The sequence below is a fragment of the Shewanella seohaensis genome (assembly GCF_023283775.1).
In the GTDB taxonomy this organism is placed as follows: domain Bacteria; phylum Pseudomonadota; class Gammaproteobacteria; order Enterobacterales; family Shewanellaceae; genus Shewanella; species Shewanella seohaensis.
In genome coordinates this window covers 22,796-45,513 of record NZ_JAKILE010000003.1, presented here as the reverse complement: position 1 = coordinate 45,513, position 22,718 = coordinate 22,796, and the positions used below count along the sequence as shown (strand labels likewise).

At 50.1% G+C, this 22,718-nt stretch carries 16 protein-coding genes; 8 read left to right on the top strand and 8 right to left on the bottom strand.

The genetic code is table 11. The features are described 5' to 3' along the window. The first annotated feature begins 28 nt into the window (after positions 1-28). Positions 29-1,990, top strand: a complete 1,962-nt coding sequence (locus L2713_RS04050) for a TonB-dependent receptor (protein ID WP_248967020.1) — start codon at positions 29-31, stop codon at positions 1,988-1,990. A gap of 280 nt (positions 1,991-2,270) precedes the next feature. After that, the gene (locus tag L2713_RS04045; protein WP_011624036.1) at positions 2,271-2,999 is read left to right on the top strand and encodes an HDOD domain-containing protein; all 729 of its coding nucleotides are present in this window, start codon (positions 2,271-2,273) and stop codon (positions 2,997-2,999) included. A gap of 62 nt (positions 3,000-3,061) precedes the next feature. Here the strand turns inward: L2713_RS04045 and L2713_RS04040 are convergent, their stop codons facing one another. Continuing rightward, positions 3,062-3,967 (bottom strand): LysR family transcriptional regulator, encoded by a 906-nt coding sequence (locus L2713_RS04040; RefSeq protein ID WP_011624035.1) that lies wholly within the window; start codon positions 3,965-3,967, stop codon positions 3,062-3,064. 200 nt (positions 3,968-4,167) lie between these two features. Between L2713_RS04040 and metE the strand changes: the two genes are divergently transcribed. Next, positions 4,168-6,450 (top strand): 5-methyltetrahydropteroyltriglutamate--homocysteine S-methyltransferase, encoded by a 2,283-nt coding sequence (metE, locus tag L2713_RS04035; protein ID WP_248967019.1) that lies wholly within the window; start codon positions 4,168-4,170, stop codon positions 6,448-6,450. Between the two features lie 138 nt (positions 6,451-6,588). Here metE and L2713_RS04030 read toward each other — a convergent pair whose 3' ends face one another. Together L2713_RS04030 and L2713_RS04025 are read right to left on the bottom strand one after the other, a co-directional pair. Next, the gene (locus tag L2713_RS04030) at positions 6,589-7,251 is read right to left on the bottom strand and encodes a 3-oxoacid CoA-transferase subunit B (RefSeq protein WP_011625148.1); all 663 of its coding nucleotides are present in this window, start codon (positions 7,249-7,251) and stop codon (positions 6,589-6,591) included. 9 nt (positions 7,252-7,260) lie between these two features. Further along, positions 7,261-7,968 (bottom strand): CoA transferase subunit A, encoded by a 708-nt coding sequence (locus L2713_RS04025; RefSeq protein WP_011624026.1) that lies wholly within the window; start codon positions 7,966-7,968, stop codon positions 7,261-7,263. 28 nt (positions 7,969-7,996) lie between these two features. Here L2713_RS04025 and L2713_RS04020 point away from each other — a divergent pair, with 28 nt between their 5' ends. The 4 genes from L2713_RS04020 (at position 7,997) to L2713_RS04005 (ending at position 12,280) form a co-directional block, all read left to right on the top strand. Further along, complete coding sequence (locus L2713_RS04020; protein ID WP_248967018.1) at positions 7,997-8,155, top strand: hypothetical protein; 159 nt, start codon at positions 7,997-7,999, stop codon at positions 8,153-8,155. Continuing rightward, a complete protein-coding gene (locus L2713_RS04015; RefSeq protein WP_315973159.1) occupies positions 8,109-8,987 on the top strand; it encodes a 3-hydroxybutyrate dehydrogenase in 879 nt (292 codons plus the stop codon). Before L2713_RS04020 ends, L2713_RS04015 begins: the two co-directional genes overlap by 47 nt. 396 nt (positions 8,988-9,383) lie before the next feature. Next, positions 9,384-10,496, top strand: a complete 1,113-nt coding sequence (gene aguA / locus L2713_RS04010; protein WP_011624023.1) for an agmatine deiminase — start codon at positions 9,384-9,386, stop codon at positions 10,494-10,496. 77 nt (positions 10,497-10,573) lie between these two features. Then, entirely contained in the window at positions 10,574-12,280 is a 1,707-nt protein-coding gene (locus L2713_RS04005; protein WP_248967016.1) for an amidase, read from the top strand. Between the two features lie 178 nt (positions 12,281-12,458). On the opposite strand, the gene L2713_RS04000 is transcribed toward L2713_RS04005, so the two are convergent. Together L2713_RS04000 and L2713_RS03995 are read right to left on the bottom strand one after the other, a co-directional pair. Then, on the bottom strand, positions 12,459-13,448 hold the full coding sequence (locus L2713_RS04000) for an alpha/beta hydrolase (protein ID WP_248967015.1): 990 nt from the start codon (positions 13,446-13,448) through the stop codon (positions 12,459-12,461). Between the two features lie 2 nt (positions 13,449-13,450). Beyond that, the gene (locus L2713_RS03995) at positions 13,451-14,626 is read right to left on the bottom strand and encodes an MFS transporter (RefSeq protein WP_248967014.1); all 1,176 of its coding nucleotides are present in this window, start codon (positions 14,624-14,626) and stop codon (positions 13,451-13,453) included. 145 nt (positions 14,627-14,771) lie between these two features. On the opposite strand from L2713_RS03995, the gene L2713_RS03990 reads away from it, so the two are divergent. Next, positions 14,772-18,299, top strand: coding sequence for a hybrid sensor histidine kinase/response regulator (locus L2713_RS03990; protein WP_248967013.1), 3,528 nt, complete (start codon positions 14,772-14,774; stop codon positions 18,297-18,299). A gap of 97 nt (positions 18,300-18,396) precedes the next feature. Here the strand turns inward: L2713_RS03990 and L2713_RS03985 are convergent, their stop codons facing one another. The 3 genes from L2713_RS03985 to L2713_RS03975 all read right to left on the bottom strand — a co-directional run bounded on the left by L2713_RS03985 (position 18,397) and on the right by L2713_RS03975 (position 22,594). Continuing rightward, positions 18,397-19,068 (bottom strand): response regulator transcription factor, encoded by a 672-nt coding sequence (locus L2713_RS03985; protein WP_011718251.1) that lies wholly within the window; start codon positions 19,066-19,068, stop codon positions 18,397-18,399. 130 nt (positions 19,069-19,198) lie between these two features. Continuing rightward, positions 19,199-21,475, bottom strand: a complete 2,277-nt coding sequence (locus tag L2713_RS03980; protein ID WP_011718250.1) for a TonB-dependent receptor — start codon at positions 21,473-21,475, stop codon at positions 19,199-19,201. A gap of 192 nt (positions 21,476-21,667) precedes the next feature. Further along, on the bottom strand, positions 21,668-22,594 hold the full coding sequence (locus tag L2713_RS03975) for an extracellular catalytic domain type 1 short-chain-length polyhydroxyalkanoate depolymerase (RefSeq protein WP_248967012.1): 927 nt from the start codon (positions 22,592-22,594) through the stop codon (positions 21,668-21,670). Positions 22,595-22,718 lie beyond the last annotated feature (124 nt).

The following is a 22,718-nucleotide window of genomic DNA, read 5'->3' as shown; positions in this document are numbered from 1 at the left end:
CGTTTTCCTTGCAGGAGTTAAAGGTAAAATGGGAACACATCCAACTAAAATCGCGCTGCTGATCGGCAGCCTTTGCAGCTTTTCTGTTATCGCCCCCGCCGTGGCGGCCGATGATGCCAGCGTCGCCAAAGTCGATGAGCATATCGTCGTAATTGGCCGTTCAGACAAGACCCCCTTAAATATTGCCGCCAATGTGAATGTGATTGATGCCGCTGCGATTGAGCAGAGTGGCGCAACCAGCTTAACCGAAGTGTTACGTGGTCAAAGTGGTATTCAGCTGTCCGACAATAACATTGGTACTAGCTTCGCGATGCGCGGCTTTAGCGCCAGCACCGCCGTTAACAACACTTTGATTTTGCTCGATGGTCGTCGCTTAAATAACATCGATATCGCCGCCCCTAGCCTGAATGCCATTCCACTCAATTTAATTGAGCGTGTCGAAATTTTATCGGGCAGTGCGGGCGTGCTCTATGGTGACCAAGCGGTAGGCGGGGTGATCAACATTGTGACTAAGTCGCCTGAGAATACGGGCGGTAGCGTGCAATTATCCGGCGGCAGCTTTAATACCTACGAAGGTCGCGGCGATGTGTCGGGCGCCATCAATAAAGATTGGCATTATTTCCTGACCGGCAGCTACAACCAAGGCGATAACTATCGCAAGCACAATGCCAATGAAACGGGTTCTATCCTTGGCCGTATTCAATATAAAACCGCCACAGATTCTTTCTTCGTTGAAACCAGTTATTACGATGATGACCGTGAAAATCCTGGCTCGTTGACGGTAGAGCAGTTCAAAGAAAATCCACGCCAGTCTTCTAATAGCAGCGAATATGTTCATGAGATGACCACAGCGGCACGCAGTGGTTATCAGCATCAGCTTAACCAAAACTGGGCCTTAGCGGCGGATCTGGATTACAGCGATACCTTAGTGACCTCATTAAACTGGGGGGCGGGTAGCCAAAATACTCGCTCGCTACTGATGTTTAGCCCTAAAGCGCTTGCTAATTACAGCACCCGTCAAGGTGAGTTAAACCTAGTCACTGGTTTAGACATCAGCCGCGGTAAGGCCGAGTTTGACTCTATGGCGCGCAGCAACGTGCAGGAAATGCAAAGTGCTTACCTGCAAGCTACTGTGCCATTAAGCCACACCTTAAGCTATGTGGTGGGTGGCCGTTATGCGCGGGTGACCGACGATCTGGTCGATGGCAATGTGTATCCAAACGGCATCGATTTAGATGAAGATGCGACCGCATTCGAGTTCGGTTTAAATTACCGTCCGAGCGCCGAGCACAGATTCTATCTGCGTGGCGATGAAAACTTCCGCTTTGCTAAGGTCGATGAGCAAGCTTACACCCCGAAAGATGTCTATGGCTTAAAGCCACAGACAGGCCGTTCCTATGAGGCGGGTTGGGATTGGACTGTGGCTAACCAAAGCCTACGCGTTAGCCTATATCGCCTCGATTTAGAAGATGAAATTGTCTTCGACCCGAGTGCTGAAAAACCTGTTGGCGGCAGCTTCCAAGGTGCCAACGTCAATGCCGATGCTTCACGCCGCTATGGCGCGAGTGCCGATTGGGATTGGCAGGTCACTCAAGCCCTCACCTTAGGCTTGGAATATAACTATATTGATGCCGAATTTACCGATGGGGTGAATGATGGCAAGCAATTGTCTTGGGTGGCTGAGCATACGGGACGCGGTTATGTCAGTATGGATTTTGCCGAGCATTTCCAAGTGTTTGCCGAGGCGATTTACACGGGTGACCGTTTTATCGAAGGCGATAACGGCAACGAAGGCGATAAATTATCTAGCTATGTCTTAGGTAATCTAGCCCTTAACTATACCCGTGACGCTTGGTTAGCGAGCCTGCGTATCGATAACCTGTTTGATAAAGAGTATGTTAGTTCGGGTTACTACGGTGGCATTTGGGGTGATAGCTATTACTCAGGCCGAGGCCGTGATATTCGCTTGACTGTGGGTTACCGCTTCTAAGCTTGAAATAAATGCTTAACCGAATAAAGCCAGACTCAGTCTGGCTTTATTATTTCTGTTGTTTGGCTATGCGCAGAGAAAAATCCATTTTCTCGGTGTATTCTTTATAAGTTCAGCCTATTTTGAGATGGCCTAAGTCGTTGCTTGTGCTATAGATCACTTCATCTAAAGCATAGTCACAATTATTCTGCGACTTAGGGCTGAAATTCTCAGTAGTTTGGGTATGATGTGAGCGGTATTCGAATCATCTTATAGCTAATTAACAGGTGCAAAGTGTCTTATGACAGATCTTGAGCAACAGGTTTTTACTCAAGTGAGAGCCATCATAGCGAATGAAGAGCAAGTGATCGGTCGCCGTGGGATCTTAATTCCACTCAAAAAAGCGATCCTTGCCGAAGGCGACATTCGTAATGTGATCGATATTATTTCGAGCGATCCCGCATTAGCTGCCCACATGTTGATGCGCAGTAATTCGGCGCAGGCTTCAGGTGTAGTAAATCCTAAATCTCGCTCCTTAAAAGACGCCCTAATCCGTTTAGGCCAGGTCAATATTTATCGTTATGCCTTCACCTTCTATTTGAAAGAACGCCTCGATGAATTACCCCAACCCTATAAGAAGTTGGTACAAGGTTATTGGAAACTCACGGAAAATATCGCTACCGATGCGGTCGACAGCCTAGTCGATATGCCGGATGTCGATGTTGACCCCGATGAAGTACAAACCTTGGCGCTGTTTAGCGTGTTCGGGCAAATCATTGCCTTAACGGCCTTTGCTTACTTAAATGCCAGCTCTGAGCAATCTTTCCCGTTAAGCGTGATTAAGTCATTGATTGATAATCAGCAGCAGACCTTAACCATCGAAGCCTTTGAGGCCTTAGATCTCGATCAGGATCTGCGCCAAGAGTTTATGATCGCCCATAACCTGCGCCAGACCCGTAATCAAAATTCTCCCGGGTTGATTCTGCGCCGTGTGCTCTCGATGCGCGGCATGTTACTCAACCCGCTCTAAGCACTGCTCATAAAAACAAAGCCTGCAATTGCAGGCTTTGTTTTTATGCTGTTTTTACGGCATTAATTGGATTTTTGCTGACGCGCTAAGCCTTCGCTTGCCACCAGTTGCAGCCAGTTTTGCACTAAGGCCGAGTTCGCGCTGTGGCGGCGATAGGCCCCAAATAGTGGGCGCTTTAAGCCTTCTTGGCCGAGTTTGACTGAAGCTAAACTCAAGCCATGTCCCTCATTGATTGACCAGTTGGGCAGGGCGGCGATACCGTCCTTACAGGCGATGCGTTGCAATAACATCATGGTCAAATCGCAGGTCTTTTGCTCGCCCGCCTCAACGCCGGCGGGTTCTAAAAAGTGGCGGTAAATATCTAAACGCGCCAGTGGCACTGGATAGCTGATAATGGGTAAGCGGGCCAATTGCTTAGGCGTAACATAGGCTTCTTTCGCTAAGGGATGATCCTTGGCAACCACTAACTTCACTTCAAAATCAAACAAATGCTGATAGGCGAGCGAGTGTCCCGGTACGGGATCTGAGGTCAGTACTATATCGAGTTCGCCCATCTCTAAGGCATTGAGCGAATCGAATAGATGACGGCTCGATAGATCTAACTCGGCCTGCGGATGATCTTGCCTAAATTGCTCCATCACTGGCATTAACCAGCGAAAACAGCTGTGGCATTCAATCCCCACTCTGAGTTGATTGGTCTCTGTCTCTAGACCATTTTTCAGATCTGTTTCCGTTTCTAACACCTTAGGCAGGATCTCTTCGGCGAGGTGCAGTAGCCGTGCGCCTTCTTGAGTAAAGGAGAGGGGTTTGCTTTTACGCACAAAAATGGGCGAATTAATTCGTTGCTCTAACTCCTTAATTTGATGGGAAAGAGCCGATTGAGTGACAAAACGTTTTTTGGCTGCGCCCGCCAAGCTGCCACTTTCCTTCAGTGCCATTAAGGTTCGCAGATGTCTTAGTTCGATCATGATCACTCCAAGTGAATTTCGCTCATGTTGTGCTTGAAATCAATTCGGTTGCTGGCATAGAGACTACCACAATAAACTTCTAGACGTCCAGACGCCCATTGTGATTTATCAAGGCTTAAATGCGAAAAATTGCCAAGAAAACACCATCAGCTGGGTGCAAGTGCCGAATATGGCTTATCTCAAATAAAGGAAGATATGGTATGCAATTAAATAGTCTTGGTTTTCCCCGTATCGGGCGTCGTCGTGAACTGAAATTTGCCCTCGAAAAATACTGGCGTGGTGAGAGCACTCAAGCTGAACTGCATGAGGTGGCCAAGGAGTTACGTCGTACCCATTGGCAATGGCAAGTAGCCGCTGGGATTGAGCAAGTGCCCGTGGGGGATTTTGCCTTTTACGATCAAGTGTTAACCCTGAGTGCGACCCTAAACGCTATCCCAGATCGTCACCGTGGCGAGGGCGCTATCGATCTTGATACCTTATTCCGCGTTGCCCGTGGCCGTGCGCCAACTGGCACCGATGCGCCAGCCTCGGAAATGACTAAGTATTTCAACACTAACTACCACTACTTAGTGCCAGAGCTTAAGCAAGACCAAGTGTTCTCTATCGCCTATGAGCAGTTTTTTGATGAAGTCGCCGAGGCGCAGGCGCTGGGTTATCAAGCCAAGCCCGTGCTGTTAGGCCCTGTGAGTTACTTGTATCTGGCCAAAACCGTGGGTCAGGATTTCGATAAACTCAGCCTATTGCCAAATCTGTTAAAGGCCTATGCTGACATTCTGGCGCGTTTTGCCGCGCAGGGCGTGACTTGGGTGCAGCTTGAGGAGCCGATTCTGGCACTCGAATTAGCCGCCGATTGGCAAGTAGCGATTAGCGAAGCTTATCAAGCGCTTAAAACGGCTCAAGTGAAGATTTTACTCACCAGCTACTATGGCAGTATCAGTCATCATCAGGCGCTGGTTTCTGCACTGCCTGTGGCGGGTCTGCACCTCGATTTAGTGACCGCCCCTGAACAATTGGCCTTGTTTGCCAATGCCTTAAAACCAGATCAAATTCTGTCGGCTGGTGTAGTTAATGGCCGTAACGTGTGGGCGGCAGAGGTTGACCTGATTGTCGAGCGTATCGGTAGTGTTGCCCGAGACTTATGCTCACAAGACGGCGCACGCCTTTGGATTGGCACTTCCTGTTCACTGCTTCACAGCCCTGTAGATTTAGAGGTGGAGACGACGCTCACGCCGGCGCTACGTCAGCAGCTCGCGTTTGCTAAGCAAAAGCTGTTGGAGCTGGCTAATGTGCGCCAATTACTGCTGGCGCCTGAGTCCGTCGCGGCCAAAGAGATAGTTAACACTTGTTTGGCACGCCGTGAGGCTAAGGCGCAGGCGGCGGATGCTAAAGTGATCGCCCGTGTCGCTGCACTGACTCAAGCCGACTATGAACGTGTGAGCGAATTTACTGAGCGCCAAGCGGTGCAGCAGCGCAAGTATCGTTTGCCATTGCTGCCAACGACCACGATTGGCTCATTCCCACAAACGCCTGCTATTCGTGGTTTACGTAGCCGTTGGCGCAAAGGGGAGCTAAGCGATGCCCAATATACCGAGCAGTTGCAGCAAGTGACCCGCGATACCATAGATCGTCAGCTCAAACTCGGTATCGATGTGCTAGTTCATGGTGAGGCCGAGCGTAATGACATGGTGGAATACTTCGGCGAGCAGCTCGAAGGCGTGGGCTTTACCAAAAATGGTTGGGTACAGAGTTATGGTTCTCGCTGCGTTAAGCCGCCGTTGATTTATGGTGATGTGAGCCGCCCTAAGGCTATGACGGTTGAGTGGGCCGAATTCGCCCAGAGCCTAACGGACAAACCCGTCAAAGGCATGCTAACGGGTCCAGTGACGATTCTACATTGGTCATTTGCCCGTGAAGATATCAGCCGCGATACCATTGCCACCCAATTGGCGCTAGCGATTCGTGATGAAGTGGTGGATTTACAAAATGCAGGCATTGGCATTATCCAAATTGATGAGCCAGCCTTCCGCGAAGGTCTGCCATTAAAGCAAAGCGAGTGGCAAGCTTACTTAGATTGGGCGGTGAATGCTTTTAAACTCAGTGCGGCAGGTGTTGTGAATGAAACCCAAATCCACACCCATATGTGCTACAGCGAGTTTAACGACACGATTGCGGCCATTGCCGCCATGGATGCGGACGTGATCACCATCGAGACCTCGCGTTCACGCATGGAGCTGCTCAACGCCTTTGAAGATTTTGAATATCCAAATGAAATTGGCCCAGGCGTTTACGATATCCACTCGCCAAATACCCCAAGTGTTGAGGCCATGGTGCACCTTATCGAAAAAGCGGCGCAAAAAGTGCCTGTGCGCCAACTGTGGGTTAACCCCGATTGCGGCCTTAAGACCCGCACTTGGGATGAGGTAGAACCCGCACTGAAGAACATGGTGGATGCGACCCGCGAACTGCGTCGCCGCCTCGGCTAAACGCTGTAAAATCTGCAATTTATGCCTCTTTGGCATAGCGTAAAAAACAGGGATACCTTAGGTATCCCTGTTTTTATTGGCGATTTGAAAAGGCATAGTTGAATGCGCGCTTGAACCTACTTATTCACTGAATTGGGCTTATTCGTTAAACATCATCTCGGGGACATGCTCTGGCACTACAAGTTCACCAGCAGTGAGCTTAATAATCTCCTCGACACTCACGCCGGGGGCGCGTTCGAGCAGATGGAACTTGCCTTCTTTGATTTCGATAAAGGCCAAGTCTGTCAGTACTTTTTTGATACAGCCCTTGCCCGTTAGCGGCAGAGTGCACTCGGTTAATAGCTTAGACTCACCGTGCTTTGAGGCGTGGGTCATGGTCACAATAATATTGTCGGCGCCGGCGACAAGATCCATGGCGCCGCCCATGCCCTTAATTAATTTTCCTGGGATCATATAGGAGGCGATATTGCCCTGAGTATCGACCTCAAAGGCGCCTAATACGGTGAGGTCCACATGGCCGCCGCGGATCATGGCAAAGGACTCGGCCGAGTCGAAGATGGCGGCGCCCCTTGCCATCGTCACAGTCTGCTTGCCGGCATTGATTAAGTCGGCATCGACCTCTTCCATCGTCGGAAAAGGCCCCATCCCTAACAGACCGTTTTCGGATTGCAGCATCACTTCAATGCCTTCGGGAATATAGTTAGCCACCAGTGTGGGGATACCGATGCCAAGATTCACGTAATAGCCATCTTTGAGTTCTTGGGCGACGCGCTGGGCGAGTTGTTCTCTTGAAAGTGCCATAACCAAATCCTATTTGCTGGAGGGGCGGGTAGTCAGTTGCTCGATACGTTTCTCGAAGCTGCCTTGGATAAGCCTATCGACATAGATGCCGGGCGTATGGATTTCATCGGGATCTAATTGACCCGGTTCGACAATTTCCTCCACCTCCACCACGGTTATCTTGCCCGCGGTGGCGGCAAGGGGATTGAAGTTACGGGCAGTTTTGCGAAAGACTAAATTGCCGAAGGTGTCGGCCTTCCAGGCTTTGACTATGGCAAAGTCGCCTGTAATCGATTCTTCAAGAATGTAATGGCGACCATTGAATTCTTTGACTTCTTTACCTATTGCCACGTCAGTCCCATAGCCAGTTGCGGTATAAAAAGCCGGAATGCCCGCGCCCGCCGCACGCATTTTTTCCGCCAGCGTGCCCTGCGGCGTGAGTTCGACTTCCAGTTCGCCAGACATCATCTGCGCCTCGAAGTTGGCATTTTCGCCCACATAGGAGGCGATCATTTTTTTAATCTGTTTATCGAGCAATAAGATCCCAAGTCCGTATTCCGTAGTGCCGCAGTTATTGGAAACGACGGTCAGGTTTTTGGTGCCTTTGTGTTTGATTTCTTTGATTAGATTTTCAGGAATACCGCAAAGGCCAAAGCCGCCCGCAATCACCGTCATCCCATCTTCGAGTCCTGCTAACGCATCGCTGTAGCTGGTAACCACCTTATTCAATCCAGACATGGAGTGCTCTCTTACGCTTGCTGAAAGTGTGGCGCTTACTATTACCCAATTTTTCGAGCGCTCCTATGGTACTAAGGTGCCAAATAAAACCGCGGCCAATTGCCATATTCTAATGGCATTGAGTCTGGGGCATTGGGAATGTGCGCCCCGCCATGCCTGTGTTCAAGGCATGGATAAAGGACTGTGACTGGATTTTAAAGCATCGGGAGACAAGCAATATGGCGGTTGAACACTCAAGCTTAAAGGGCAAGGTAGGGCTGATAACCGGCTCCACCAGTGGAATTGGTTTAGCAACGGCCCATGTGCTGGCGGAGCAAGGCTGCCATCTTATCCTGCACGGCTTAATGCCCGAAGCCGAGGGGCAACGCTTGGCAGCGGAGTTTGCCGAGCAATATCACATCCACACTTTCTTCAGTAACGCCGATCTGCGGGATCCCAAGAACATTCATGCCTTTATGGACGCAGGCGTTAAGGCTTTGGGCAGTATTGATATTTTGGTGAATAACGCCGGTATTCAACACACTGAAAATGTTGCTCATTTCCCGATTGATAAATGGAATGACATTATCGCCATTAACCTGTCCTCGGCCTTTCATACCATTCAACAAGTCGTGCCTGCGATGGCCGAAAAGCGTTGGGGCCGCATTATCAATATCGCTTCGGTGCATGGCTTAGTGGCCTCGGTCAATAAGGCGGCCTATTGTGCGGCTAAACACGGGATTGTCGGTTTAACCAAAGTCGTGGCTATCGAGTACGCCGAGCAGGGGATTACCGTCAATGCGATTTGCCCTGGTTGGGTGGATACGCCGCTGATCAACAAGCAGATTGAGGCTATCGCCAGCAATAAGGGCTTAAGTTACGACGAGGCTAAGTATCAACTCGTCACGGCAAAACAACCCCTGCCAGAGATGTTAGACCCGCGTCAGATTGGTGAGTTTGTACTGTTTTTATGTAGCAGTGCGGCGCGGGGTATTACCGGCGCATCGCTGGCCATGGACGGCGCCTGGACCGCGCAATAGGTTTGGTATTGACTGCGACAGTCCAACATTCATTTTCACTTGCTTGTTAAGATGTTAATAACAAAGGCGAACCTTATGGTTCGCCTTTTTGCATTGGCTTGGGTGGGATGGCGGGGGCGGCTACTGACAGCAAATAGCGCATTATCCTGTAAATTCTCACCAATGCCCTGCATAGCACTATTCAGCGAAAGCCGTCTTAAATGATAAGATAGGCGCCAGAATTTTTATGAGGTGAAAACTCACCTAGTGAAGACGTGGCAATTTTGACCTAACGCGCCGCGTGAAGAATGCGGTTATTCGATTTATTTATTTGATTATGTTAGGTGTATTTCTATTCTGTCGTCCTAAATGGGGCGTACACCCTTATAGATTTGAGCATTACTGGAGACAAAACTCATGACAAACGCGAATGTGGATGCCACGCAGTTAACGACTAAGCCATCACAAGATGGTTTTTATATGCCCGCCGAATGGGCGGCGCAGCAAGCCGTATGGATGATTTGGCCATATCGTCCTGATAACTGGCGCTCTGCAGGTGCTTATGCTCAAGCGACCTTTGCTAAGGTGGCCGATGCTATTGGTGGTGCAACTCCCGTTTATATGGGTGTACCTCAGGCCTTTTTAGCCGAAGCTCAAAAAGTGATGCCTTCCCACGTGACTCTGGTCGAAATCGACAGCAACGACTGCTGGGCTCGCGATACTGGACCTACTGTGGTAGTTAATGCCGAGGGCGAATGCCGTGGCGTAGATTGGGGTTTCAATGCTTGGGGTGGTCACAACGGTGGTCTGTATTTCCCATGGGATAAGGACGAACAAGTTGCCGCACAAATGCTCAAGCAACATGGTTTTGCCCGTTATAGTGCACCGTTGATCCTCGAAGGTGGCTCTATCCATGTCGATGGTGAAGGCACCTGTATGACTACGGCCGAATGTTTACTGAACGCTAACCGTAACCCTGACCTGACGAAAGAGCAGATCGAAGCCTTACTGCGTGACTACTTGAATGTTAAGCAGTTTATCTGGTTGGAAGAGGGCGTTTATATGGACGAAACCGACGGCCATATCGACAACATGTGCTGTTTTGCCCGCCCAGGTGAAGTGATCCTGCACTGGACCGACGATGAAACCGATCCACAATACCCACGCTCGAAAGCCGCGCTGGATGTGTTGCAAAATACCGTTGACGCCCAAGGTCGCAAGTTAAAAATTCACCTGCTGCCACAACCGGGTCCGCTGTATTGCACCGAAGAAGAATCAAAAGGCGTAACAGAAGGCACTGGCGTACCGCGCACTGCTGGCGAGCGCTTAGCGGGCTCTTATGTGAACTTTTTAATCACTAACGACCGTATCGTATTCCCACTGCTTGACCCTGCAACTGACGATATCGCTGCGCAAAAACTGCAGGACATTTTCCCAGAGCACAAGATTGTGGGTGTGCCCGCGCGGGAGATTTTATTAGGCGGCGGCAATATCCACTGTATTACCCAGCAGATCCCTTCTGGAAAGTAAGTACACCAAGGAGAACTGTATGATGCTTGATGTCACTGTTATTGCACCACAATTGGTTTTCTGCGGGAGGGCGTAAGATGTTTGAAGTAACTGAAGTTTCCATTGCCGAGCTGCGTGACGCACTCGAATCCGGCCGCACGACTGCGGTTGAGTTGGTGAAATCCTATTTGGCTCGAGTGGCGGCTTACGATGGCCCTGCCACTGAGACTAAGTTGAATGCGTTAGTGGTGCACAATCCCGATGCGCTCAAAGAAGCCGAGGCTTCCGATGCGCGCCGTGCCCGTGGCGAAACCTTAAGCCCGCTCGATGGTATTCCTTACACCGCTAAGGACAGCTATTTAGTGAAGGGACTGACGGCGGCGTCTGGCAGCCCAGCATTTAAAGATTTAGTGGCCCAGTACGATGCCTTCGCCGTCGAGCGCCTACGCGCCGCGGGTGCTATTTGCTTAGGCAAAACCAATATGCCACCCATGGCGAATGGCGGCATGCAGCGTGGTCACTATGGCCGCGCCGAAAGCCCCTACAATGCGAATTATCTGACTGCGCCCTTTGCTTCGGGTTCTTCCAACGGTGCGGGCACCGGAACGGCGGCAAGCTACTCGGCGTTCGGTCTTGCTGAAGAGACATGGTCGAGTGGCCGTGGCCCTGCGTCCAACAACGGTTTGTGTGCCTATACGCCGTCTCGCGGTGTGATTTCGGTACGCGGCAACTGGCCATTAACCCCAACCATGGACGTGGTCGTGCCTTATACCCGCACTATGGCGGATATGCTCGAAGTGCTGGATGTGATTGTGGCCGATGATCCAATCACCCGTGGCGACCTCTGGCGCCTGCAACCTTGGGTTCAAATCCCTAAAGCTTCTAGCGTTCGCCCAGAATCCTATCTGGCGCTCGCCGCCAGCACCGACACCCTGAAGGGTAAGCGTTTTGGCGTACCGCGCATGTACATCAACAAAGATGAACTCGCGGGAACCAGCGAAAACCCAGGTATCGGTGGACCAACGGGACAACGCATCCATACTCGCCAATCGGTTATCGATTTGTGGGAAGCGGCGCGTAAAGCCCTAGAAGCCGCTGGTGCGGAAGTGATTGAAGTCGATTTTCCGCTGGTGTCTAACTGCGAAGGCGACCGCCCCGGCGCGCCGACCGTGTTTAACCGTGGCATAGTCACGCCGCAATTCCTCCATGATGAATTATGGGAACTGTCGGGTTGGGCGTTCGATGAATTCCTACGGGCGAACAACGACCCTAAACTCAACAAGCTTGAAGATGTGGTGGGACATTTGATATTCCCCCATGACCTTGGCACCTTGCCAAACCGTGAGGGTGACTTAGCGGCTGGCATGGAAGAGTATGTCAACATGGCCAAACGCGGCCTGAAATCCTATGACCAGATCGACAGTATTCCCGATGGTCTGCGTGGTTTAGAGAAGACCCGTAAGCTGGATCTCGAAGACTGGATGGACGGACTTAAGCTTGATGCCGTGCTGTTCCCAACCGTGGCCGATGTCGGCCCCGCCGATGCCCATGTGAATCCGGCCTCAGCCGATATCGCTTGGAGCAACGGGGTTTGGGTAGCAAACGGTAACCTTGCGATTCGCCATTTAGGCGTGCCGACTGTGACTGTGCCTATGGGCGTAATGGCCGATATTGGCATGCCAGTGGGATTAACCTTCGCGGGCCGTGCCTACGATGATAACAATCTGCTGAAGTTTGCCGGCGCGTTCGAGTCGACGGGCAATAAGCGTATGATTCCGCCGCGTACACCGCCGCTGAGTCAATAAGCTTTACGCCGTAAGACTGAGAAATACAAAACGGGATGGGTAACAATACCCATCCCGTTTTTTATTGTGTTACTCCATTATTTTAAATCGCTTCTTTCATCATAACCGACTTAAAAAATAAGCACCTACAAGCATATCTTGGGTGTAGGTGCTTCGAGGGAGAGTTTGAATAGGCCAGCTAGCGAGTAGCTGCGGTTATGGGCTCTGCTAAAAATGCAGCAATCATGCGGTAGGTAGTAAGGCATTCTTGCGAAACCAAATCCTGCAGCAGCATATAGGCGTGGATCATGTCTTCAAATTGATGGTGCTGCACCTGCACGCCAGCCGCCGTTAAGGCGTTGGCATAGGCAATGCCTTCATCCCGCAGAGGGTCGCAGCCTGCGGTAAATATCAAGGTGCTAGGCAGTTTGGCGTTGAACTTGCCATGTAAGGGGGAAGCTTGTTTGACTCGCTCGGCATCCTTAGCCATCTCTTGAAAATATTGCTCGAAGTACCATTGCACCCTAGGGGTTTCGAGCAGGAAACCTGCACCATTACTCTGATAGGAAGCGCTCGCCATAGTGTAATCCACGCTGGGATACACCAAGATCTGTTTGGCGATGTTAAGTGTGCTGTCGCTCAGGCTGCGTTGGCTAAGGCTAGTGCATAGCGCGCCACCGGCACTGTCGCCCATGATGCTGACACCTTGTTGGTATTGCACCTCAGTCAGCACGCTTTGATAGTGGCGCAGGGCGTATTCGCAGTCTTCAAGTCCCGCCGGATAGGGATGTTCGGGCGCGAGGCGATACTCAACACTGATCACCACACATTGAGCGATACTGGCAAGGTGACGACAGATAGGGTCGTATAGTTCCACACTGCCGCACATATGGCCTCCGCCGTGAAAATGTAATACCACGGGCAGTGCTGTGCTGGGCGCAGGGCTATAAACACGGCAGCCAATTTCCCTGTCGCCATGCTGCGCATCCTTAACTTGCCATGCCTTATCGGCGATATAACTCACCTCAGGCTTAGCGCTCATCAGGGCGGCGAGTTTGTTCAAGTTTTCCCGCAGCAGCTGTGGGCTGTATTGAATATTTTGCTGTTTCGCGAGGGCGATATTCTGGTTCGCTAACTCAAGAAAATCCGTCAGCTTTGCTGAAGCGGTACCGCGTGGGGAAACTTGCATGCTTACTCCTTAGCTTGTCCGGTTTCGGGGAGAAAATAGCTGCCAATAAACACTGTTGCGCTTAATAGGGTGATCAGCACAAACGAGGCGAAGTAACTGCCTTGGTTGATATCCACGAGCTTGCCAAACAGCCATAGCACTAAGGTCGAAATCAGATAGCTGATGGACCAAAACAGGCTAAAAATCACCGTGATTTTTTGACTGGTCATCTTAGGTAGCTCGTGGGGAATCGAGACTAAAGCGGTGACGGGTAAAAAGATGCAAAAGCCTAAGACGATGGCGCACAGGGTTTGCAGCCAAGGCGCCGAGCCAAAGGAGAGCCCTAACACGGTTAAGAAAATAAGCAGGCCGCTGAGGCGAATAATCGGCAGGCGCAGGGGCTGTTTACGGCTGTAGAGTATCCCCGCTATGGTGCCGACAATCCCAAAACCAATCACCCACTTACTCTGGCTGATGCCCGCCTGCGGATAAAAGGTGAATAGGCAAATATAAAAGGATAATAATCCCGAGTAGGTGAGGGCATAGGCCCAGTTAAAGCCGTCTTTTAAGCCATCGAGATAGGAGTATGAGTTGATGGCATCTTGTTGTGTATTGGCTTGATGGCTAGGGGCTTGTTCAAACTTCACCAATAACCACAGTAGCGCCAGTACCAGACTGGCAATGGAAAACACCAACAGACTTTGTTGCCAACCGCCGCTAATGGCGTTGATGCTCGGCATGCCCCAAAGCACGATAGCCGTGCCCACATTAAAGGCCACCGCGTTTAATCCATTGATCACTGGGCGTTCTTCTGGGGCGAACCAGTGCATCACAATCGGGTTGAAATAGACAATCATAAAGGCGCCGCCCAGTCCCATTAAAAAGCGGCTCACCAGCAGCAACTCATAGTTTGGGGCGAAGGGTGTCATGATGCCGGTGACTATCAATAACGCCGCGACAAAAAACGCATACTTCACCCCAAATTTGAGGGTGAGATAGGCCGCGGCAAAGGTGCCGACAATTTTGGCTAAGGTGACTGCACCGCTCAGTAAACTGGCGGAGGCATAACTCTCGATATGCATCGAGGCCATGATGTTATTCATACTCGCGGTGCCGCCAACCCATGCCATAGCAAATAAGACGTAACTGGTAAAAGCCAAGCCTTCTACGAGATATTTATGGGTAATTTTTATCGGCATAGTTGTTTAAAACCTCGAGTCAATATTGGCCGTAGGTTAGCCGATGGGGGGGGATAAATAAGTACTACCTTAGTGCACCGTGATGTTATCAAGTGTTTAACAATTTGTTTGTCTAGTGTAGTTTGGCTGGGTGTATACAGGTTGATTGGGGAATATCTTGCTGGCGTGGTTGTCTGTTGAGACTTGGTGGATCAGCGTTATATCGATTGCCTATTTGGCTGTGCTGTTTATTGTCGCCCAGTGGGGGCAAAATCAGGCGATTGATCAATGGCGTAAACGGCCTTGGGTGTACAGTTTATCCTTGGGGGTGTGTTGTACTTCGTGGGCGTTTTACGGCACGGTAGGGCAAGCGGCGACCACGGGTGCTTGGTTAGCGCCCATCTACATAGGTTCGATAATCTGCCTAGTGCTGGCGTGGCCTATGTTGATGCGCACATTGCAGATCATCAAAAGCCAAAACCTGACCTCGATTGCCGACTTTATCGCCTGCCGCTTCGACCGCTCGCCTAAAATTGCCGCCAGCGTTGCCATGGTGTCCCTCTTTGGCACTATTCCCTATATCGCGCTGCAACTGAGGGCGATAAGCACCAGCTTCGACCTCTTAACTGGTACCTTTCAATCTGGGATCAGCACGGCGTTTATCGTTACTATCGTGTTGATTATCTTTAGTATCTTATTCGGTACTCGGCAGCTTTCGGCCAGTAAACAAAATCAAGGCTTGGTTCTGGCGATTGCCTTTAGCTCTATCGTAAAGCTGTTGGCGCTCACCACGGTTGGGTTGTTCGCGACTTTTTATGTATTTGATGGTTTTAGTGATTTGCTCGCTCGGGGTCAGCATTTACCGCCGAGTTCTGAGGGTAATTCACTCTATTTTGTGCTGTCACAAATTCTGCTGGGCGCCATTACCATCTATGCGCTGCCTCAGGAATTCCACATGATGATGATTGAAAATCATCATGCCAAAGAGTTAAAAGCCGCCCGTTGGATGGTGCCACTGTATCTGCTGCTGATTAATGCCTTTGTGTTGCCTATCGCGCTTGCGGGGCAGATTAGCTTTCCCGGCGGCAGTGTCGATGCCGACACCTACGTGCTGACCTTACCACTCTTCTATCAGCAAGCTTGGCTTGGGGTCTTGGTGTATATTGGCGGCCTTGCGGCGGCAACGGCCATGGTCATTGTGGCGGCGATTGTACTCAGCACCATGATTTCGACCGAGATTTTGACCCCGCTGCTGCTGAGATTACCGAAATTTAGCTCGCAGCAGACGCCGCAGCTCGCGGGAATATTGCTCAATTTACGGCGGATATCGATAGCGGCGATTCTGCTATCGGCCTTTGCCTTCGAACGTTATATCGATCAGCAGAATCACTTGGCCAGCATTGGCTTATTATCCTTTGTGCTGTTGTCGCAGTTCTTTCCCGCCGCCGTGGGCGCGCTCTATTGGCGCCGCGCCACCACCCAAGGGGCCTTTTGGGGCATGTTGATGGGCAGTTTAGTCTGGCTCTATACCTTGCTGCTGCCCGCGACCTTTCCCGATGCACTCTGGGTCACCCAAGGCTTGTTGAATATTTCATGGCTAACTCCGACTGCGCTATTTGGCCTGACGGGGCTGGATAATATCAGCCACGGTCTACTGTATAGTTTGCTCGCGAATGTCGGTTGTTTTGTGCTGATTTCGTTGCTGAAAGAGCAAAGTGTGGGGGAAGTGCTTCAAGCCGATGTGTTCGTCAATCGCAAACAGGTAGCGCTGGAAAGGCACCTCTCGGTTGAGGATCTGGCGAGCCTACTACACCGCTTTATCAATAAGGAAGAAGCCGATGCCCTGCAGGCTAGGGCGAAAGTACTTGGTTCTGAATTGCAATTAGCCACACGGCGCGAGGAGCTGGTGGATTACACCCGCCTTAAGCTGTCGGGGGTGCTTGGGTCTGCCTCGACGCGGATGGTGATGAATGCCGCCTCACGCTCCCAGCAAGTGCCGCTGGAGGATGTGGTTAGCATAGTCGATGAGGCCAACCAGATCTTCGAGTTTAACCGCGAGCTGCTGCAATCAGGGGTCGAAAACATCGAGCAGGGGATCAGCGTGGTCGATGCCGATATGCGCCTAGTTGCATGGAACAAACGCTATATCGAATTGCTTGATTATCCTAAAGATTACGTTAAAGCTGGTATACCGATAGAGACGCTGCTGAGGTTTAATATCGAGCGTGGCATTATTGTGGGTGATGAGGCCCATGAGCTGGTGGAAAAACGCCTCGCCCATATGCGTAGCGGCAGCCCACACCATTTTCAACGCACTATGCTCGATGGCAAGGTGCTGGAGATCCGTGGTCAAGCCATGCCGGGTGGCGGCTTTGTCAGTACCTTTACCGACATTACCGCCCATATTCAGGCCGAAAAAGCCCTGCAACTGGCTAACGAAACTCTCGAAAAACGGGTCGAAAGTCGCACAAGGGAACTCGCGAAAGCTAAGGCCGAAGCCGAGGCGGCCAATAGCAGTAAAACGCGTTTTTTAGCGGCGGCGAGCCATGATTTAATGCAGCCCTTTAACGCGCTCACCCTGTTTACCGAGATGCTTAAACAGCGGGTGACGTCGACCGAACTCAAGGATCTCGCCACCCATATTGAAGCCTCCTTAAATGTGGTGGAGAGTCTGCTATCCGATCTGGTGGAAATCTCCCGCCTCGATGGCGGCAGCCTTAAAACCGAACAGAGCCAGTTTGCACTCGACGATGTACTCTCGACCTTAGTGAATGAGTTTAAAGTGCTTTCTGCCGAGCAGGGCATCGATTTTTCCTATCAGTTTTCCTCTTGCCTAGTGCAGAGCGACCAACGTTTGCTGCGACGGATTATTCAAAACTTCCTCTCCAATGCGTTCCATTATTCCCCAGCTGGCGCGGTGAATCGGCAAACGCCGCTGTCGCTCAATGCCAGCGCGGCTTTGCCTAAGCTATCACAAGCCGATTTTGTGCCTAAGGTGCTGCTGGGTGTGAGGCGGCTCGAACATAGCCTGCTTATCCAAGTGTGGGACAATGGCCCTGGCATTCCTCAAGATAAACAGCAGGCGATTTTCGGCGAGTTTGAGCGCCTCGAACAAACGCGGGAGATCCCGGGGCTTGGGCTGGGACTGGCGATTTGCGATCGCATCGCTAAGTTACTCGGGCTTAAGATTGCCTTGCACTCCGAGGTGGGTAAGGGCACCTGTTTTAGTGTTGAAGTGCCGCGCGTATTCGCACAGGCTAAACCCAGTAATCCCAGTAATGTGGTTAAGCTACGCAGCGAAGAGGAAGGCGCAAACGATAGCTTTAATATCAGCGTGTTAGTCATAGATAACGATGAGTTAATGCTAAAGGCCATCTCCTCATTGTTGTTAGGCTGGGGTTGCCATGTACTCACTGCACGGGATAAAGCAAGTGCCGAGCAGCAACTTGCGCAGCAGGTGTTGCCGAAGCTTATCATTGCCGATTACCACTTGGATGATGACCAAAACGGTGTCGATCTGGTGCAAAGCTTACTCACCCATCCTGTGTTTAGCAGCCAGCGTCCGACCTGCATTATCTGCTCGGCAGATCCGTCTGAATCCGTGCGACAACACACCAGCAGTGCACAGTTCAGTTTTGTGCGTAAACCCGTTAAAGCCACCGCCTTAAAACGATTGATTAAGCAATTGTCTTAACTCTGCACTATCGTGGTTCTGGTTTAATAAATACGGATAAAAAACAGTGGCTTAGTGCCACTGTTTCTTTAGGTTTGAATTCTGGAGCCTAGGTTAGTTAGGCGCTGATCGGCGGTTTATCGTTGCTGGTTATCATCAACTGTTGGAAGACTAAGCCTGCCTGAGTGCGGTTGTAGACTTCGAGTTTGACCAGTATCGCCGACACGTGTTTCTTTACCGTGGTCTCTTTAATATCAAGATCATATGCGATCTGCTTGTTTAAGCGTCCATTGGCAATGCTGGCCAGCACTGTGTACTGCTGTGGGGTTAATTGCGCCAGTTGCTTCGCTAAACGTTGATGCTCGGCAGCGGTTTGCTGATCGACATTGATATCCGTGTGTTCCGGTAGCCAGACTTCCCCTTCGAGCACAGTAGCAATCGCGGTGGAGATCTGGGTTAAGCTGGCGGATTTGGGGATAAACGCACTGGCGCCAAAGTTAATGGCCTTACGGATAATCTCGGGCTGATCATCGGAGGACACCATGATCACCGCGATATCGGGAAAATGATTCTGTAGTAGAGTTAAGCCAGTAAAGCCCTCATTGCCGGGCATATGTAAATCGAGAAAGATCAGTTCAATATCAGGATTATTCTCAACGAGCGTAATTAATTCTTGAAAGTTTTCCGCTTCCAATACTTCCGCTGTATTCACATTCTTGAGAACAGCTTGTGTTAAGGCTGTACGAAATAATGGATGATCATCAGCAATGGCGACTTTTATCTGAGACATAATCCGTTCCCTTTATTTTTTAACCCAGTTTAATCCTATTGGAAATTAATGCTAGATAATATTTAAAGCCGTTAAATTAATAACCGACTCATGGGAGTCGGTTATTATTATGCGTCAATAACATTATATTCTAGAAATTATAGCCAACAGTGAGAGAGATAGTCTCTGGATCGCCATAATAACCAATTAATGTATTGTCACCGCCTAAACCTGGAATATATCCGCCATTACCATCTGGGGTGACGAAGGCGTAGTTACCGACCAGATATTCTTCGTTAGTGACGTTTTTCCAATGCAGACCCGCTTGCCAGTGACCGTCGTTGCTGTACCAGTTCAAGCCGAGGTTTAACAGGCCATAGCCGTCTTGGCTCAACAGGTTATTTACTACGGCTAAGTCGTAGTCGCTGCGATAGTAGTAGTTACCATTGGCCACAAAGCTGCCGATATCCGTGTCGATATTGTAGCTAAATCCAACGTTTGCCGTGGTATCAGGGGTGTTGGTGATAGTGTAAGTGTCGCTGATATCGATGCGGTTTCCATCGCTATCGTAGGAGATCACTTCCTCGAAGCTTGCATCGATTAAGCCCAGAGTCGCGAACAGATTCAATGACTCAGTCGCAGCGTATTCCACTTCGAGTTCTAGACCCGTGGCGGTCGATTTACCAATGTTGCCTAGACGTTGGTTAAGATCGGACGCGTTTTCACCGGGTAATACGGTCACGAACTGTCTGTCTTTATGGTCTAAGTAGAAGGCGGTTGCGTTAACTCGCAGCCTGTCAAACCATTCACTCTTCATACCCAATTCATAGGAATCAACGACTTCTGGGTCTACTGCGGGTTCTGGACCTGTTGCCCTTGGGTTAAAGGTGCCCGACTTGAAGCCCTGTGAATAGCTGGTAAAGAGCATCATATCGTCGCTGAGTTGGTACTCTAAACCTAAGCGTGGATTGAGTTTCGACCAGGTTTCTTCATCATCTAACACCTTAGGAATACTGGCGTTGATGGCATCTTCATCGCGAACATATCCTGGGATCCAGCCAGTTTCGGGATAAAGCGTCGTAAACATGATGCCGTTATAGACAGTGGCATCCTTCGTTTCGCGGGTATAACGCAAACCGGCGGTCATCGACAATTTATCTGTGATGTCGTAAGAGCCCTGAGCGTAGGCGGCATAGCTTTCACTGTTGTTGCAACCACGAACTTCACGAGTGAGACCACCGTAAGCTTTGTAATATTCATACAGGATGGAATCGAACATCCCGCAGGAATCGCCTTTAAAGTAATAAAGGCCTGAGACGAGTTTCAAATTATCGCCGTCGTAGTTAGCTTGGAATTCCTGACTAAATTGCTCGTCATCGTAGATGGCTGGAACGTCCAAAATACGCAGACTGGTGTTGTCAAAGTCGATGTTGGTAGGCGAATAGCTCTCGCGGGATGAGGTCACGGATTTCAGTGTCCAATCATCGTTCAGGCCGTATTCAATGGTCAGCCCCCAACCTTCGGTTTCTACTTTGTTCCAGGTTGGCATACTGGTGTAAGAGTCGTATTTGCTGTCTGGTACTGGGGCATCGGTCAGGACACTGGGGAGCATACGGTAGCCCCCCTTTGAATTCGACTCATCTGTGGTTTTGTCGTAGTTGAGGCGCATAAAAAGATCGTCGGTTGGCGTGTATTCTAAGCTCACACGGCCCGCCATAACATCTTTGTTATAGTTTTCAGTATCTTGATCTGGTAATGCTGAGGTGATGAAGTCACCATAACCATCGCGATTTAAGCTTGCGAAGGCGCCACCAATATACAGCTTGTTATCAATTAAAGGTAATTGACCTGCTATCTTGTAGTCTTGCTGGTTGTAGCTGCCGATGGTGGCATTGAGGTTTAACTCAGCGTCACCGCTCATCTTTTTGGTCACGTATTTGACTGCGCCGCCGATGGTATTTTTACCATAGAGGGTGCCCTGTGGGCCACGCAGTACTTCGATACGTTGCACATCGAGGATATCGAGCACCGCGCCCTGTGGGCGGGCGATATACACATCATCGATATAGATACCGACGCCGGGCTCATAGCCCCAGAGCGGATCTTCTTGACCGACACCGCGAATAAAGGCCGTGAGGGTAGAGTTAGTGCCACGACTGGATTGCAGCGTGGTGTTGGGTGAAAATTGCTGGATTTCAGTCATCACGCTGATGCCATTTTCCGCTAAATCGTCAGCACTGACCGAGGTCACTGCAACTGGTACGTTTTGCAGGCTCTCAATGGACTTACGAGCGGTGACTTCAATGCGTTCTAAGGTGGCTTGCTTCTCCCCGGTGCTATTTTCATCCTCGGCAACAGCATATTGTGCTGCCAATGCAGATGAGATAGCTAAAGCAATGCAACTCATTTTGATAGTATTCTGTTTCATACAGATTTCCCGTTGTAGTATTTATTTTTTAAAGGTTGGTACTTACTACTATTTTTCTGATTCACATTGACTCTATAGTAATTATTTAAAATTTAAATCGGTACTATAGTAGTATGTGTTTTTAACTTATTGTTTTTATTTTTATACCGACACGTTGAATATCGATACTCAGGGTTTATTTATTATTAAACCCTATATTCCCCAAAGATTGATTATTTCTGGCATGCTGCTGATAGGTGCTTTTAGTAAAAAGTCTCCCGTTTTTCCGCCGTTTTTAATATCAGGATTAACGGCAATGCCATGGCCCATATTATTTATTTCAACTAACGAAATAAGGTTATTGCCACTCGTATCGGACCAAGTGCTAACACTATAGTCGGCATATTGTTCGACTCTTGGTGTTTTATTCGCTTGGGTCAGTGCGACCCACTGGGCCGAGAGTTGTTTGGCATTTTCAGGATTCACCACCACATCATTTTGCCCGGTCCACACGGTTAAGGCGGGCCAGTGTTGTTGGTTCGGATGCACCTGTTTGGCAAAACTCACCAGTTCTTCAACAGACTCTGCTGGGCCCTTTTTCATGCATGAAATGGCTTTGGTCAGGTTGTCGGCGCAGGGGTAAGGCAGGCCTGCGATCACCGCGCCTGCGGTGAATAAATCGGGATAGTTAACCAGTGCGGCGCTGGCCATAGCGCCACCGGCGGACAGGCCAATCACATAGACGCGCTTCGCGCCGGATTGGGATTGGGCTTTGGCTATCATGTTTTTCAGCGATAGCATCTCGCCGCTATCCACCTGAGTATCCTGCGCTGAAAACCAGTTATAACAACGCTTTACATTGTTCTCAAAACTCTGTTGTGGTACCAGTAAGCTAAACTTTTTCTCTTGGGCGAGGGCGGTTAAACCGCTATTGTTGGCCAGTTCCACGCCATCCTGCACACAGCCGTGCAGTAGCACTACTAGCGCATCTTGGCTTGGGCCTTCGGGCGATAAATAGGAGGCGGTTAACTCACCGGGATTGGCGCCAAATTCGCTAAATGCCTGATACTCACTCTGGGCATAGGCGGGGGAGAATAACAGTGCGCTGAGGCAAGTGGCAATGAGTGTCAATTTGCGCATAGGAGTGCTTCCAAGTTCATGATAGTGAGAACTTGCTGAATTTTGCGGCGCCTGACAATGGCACTTTAGTTCCAGAGCCTGATGCTGCCCTGCGCTGGTTGGTGCGCTGTTGCGAATGCCAATA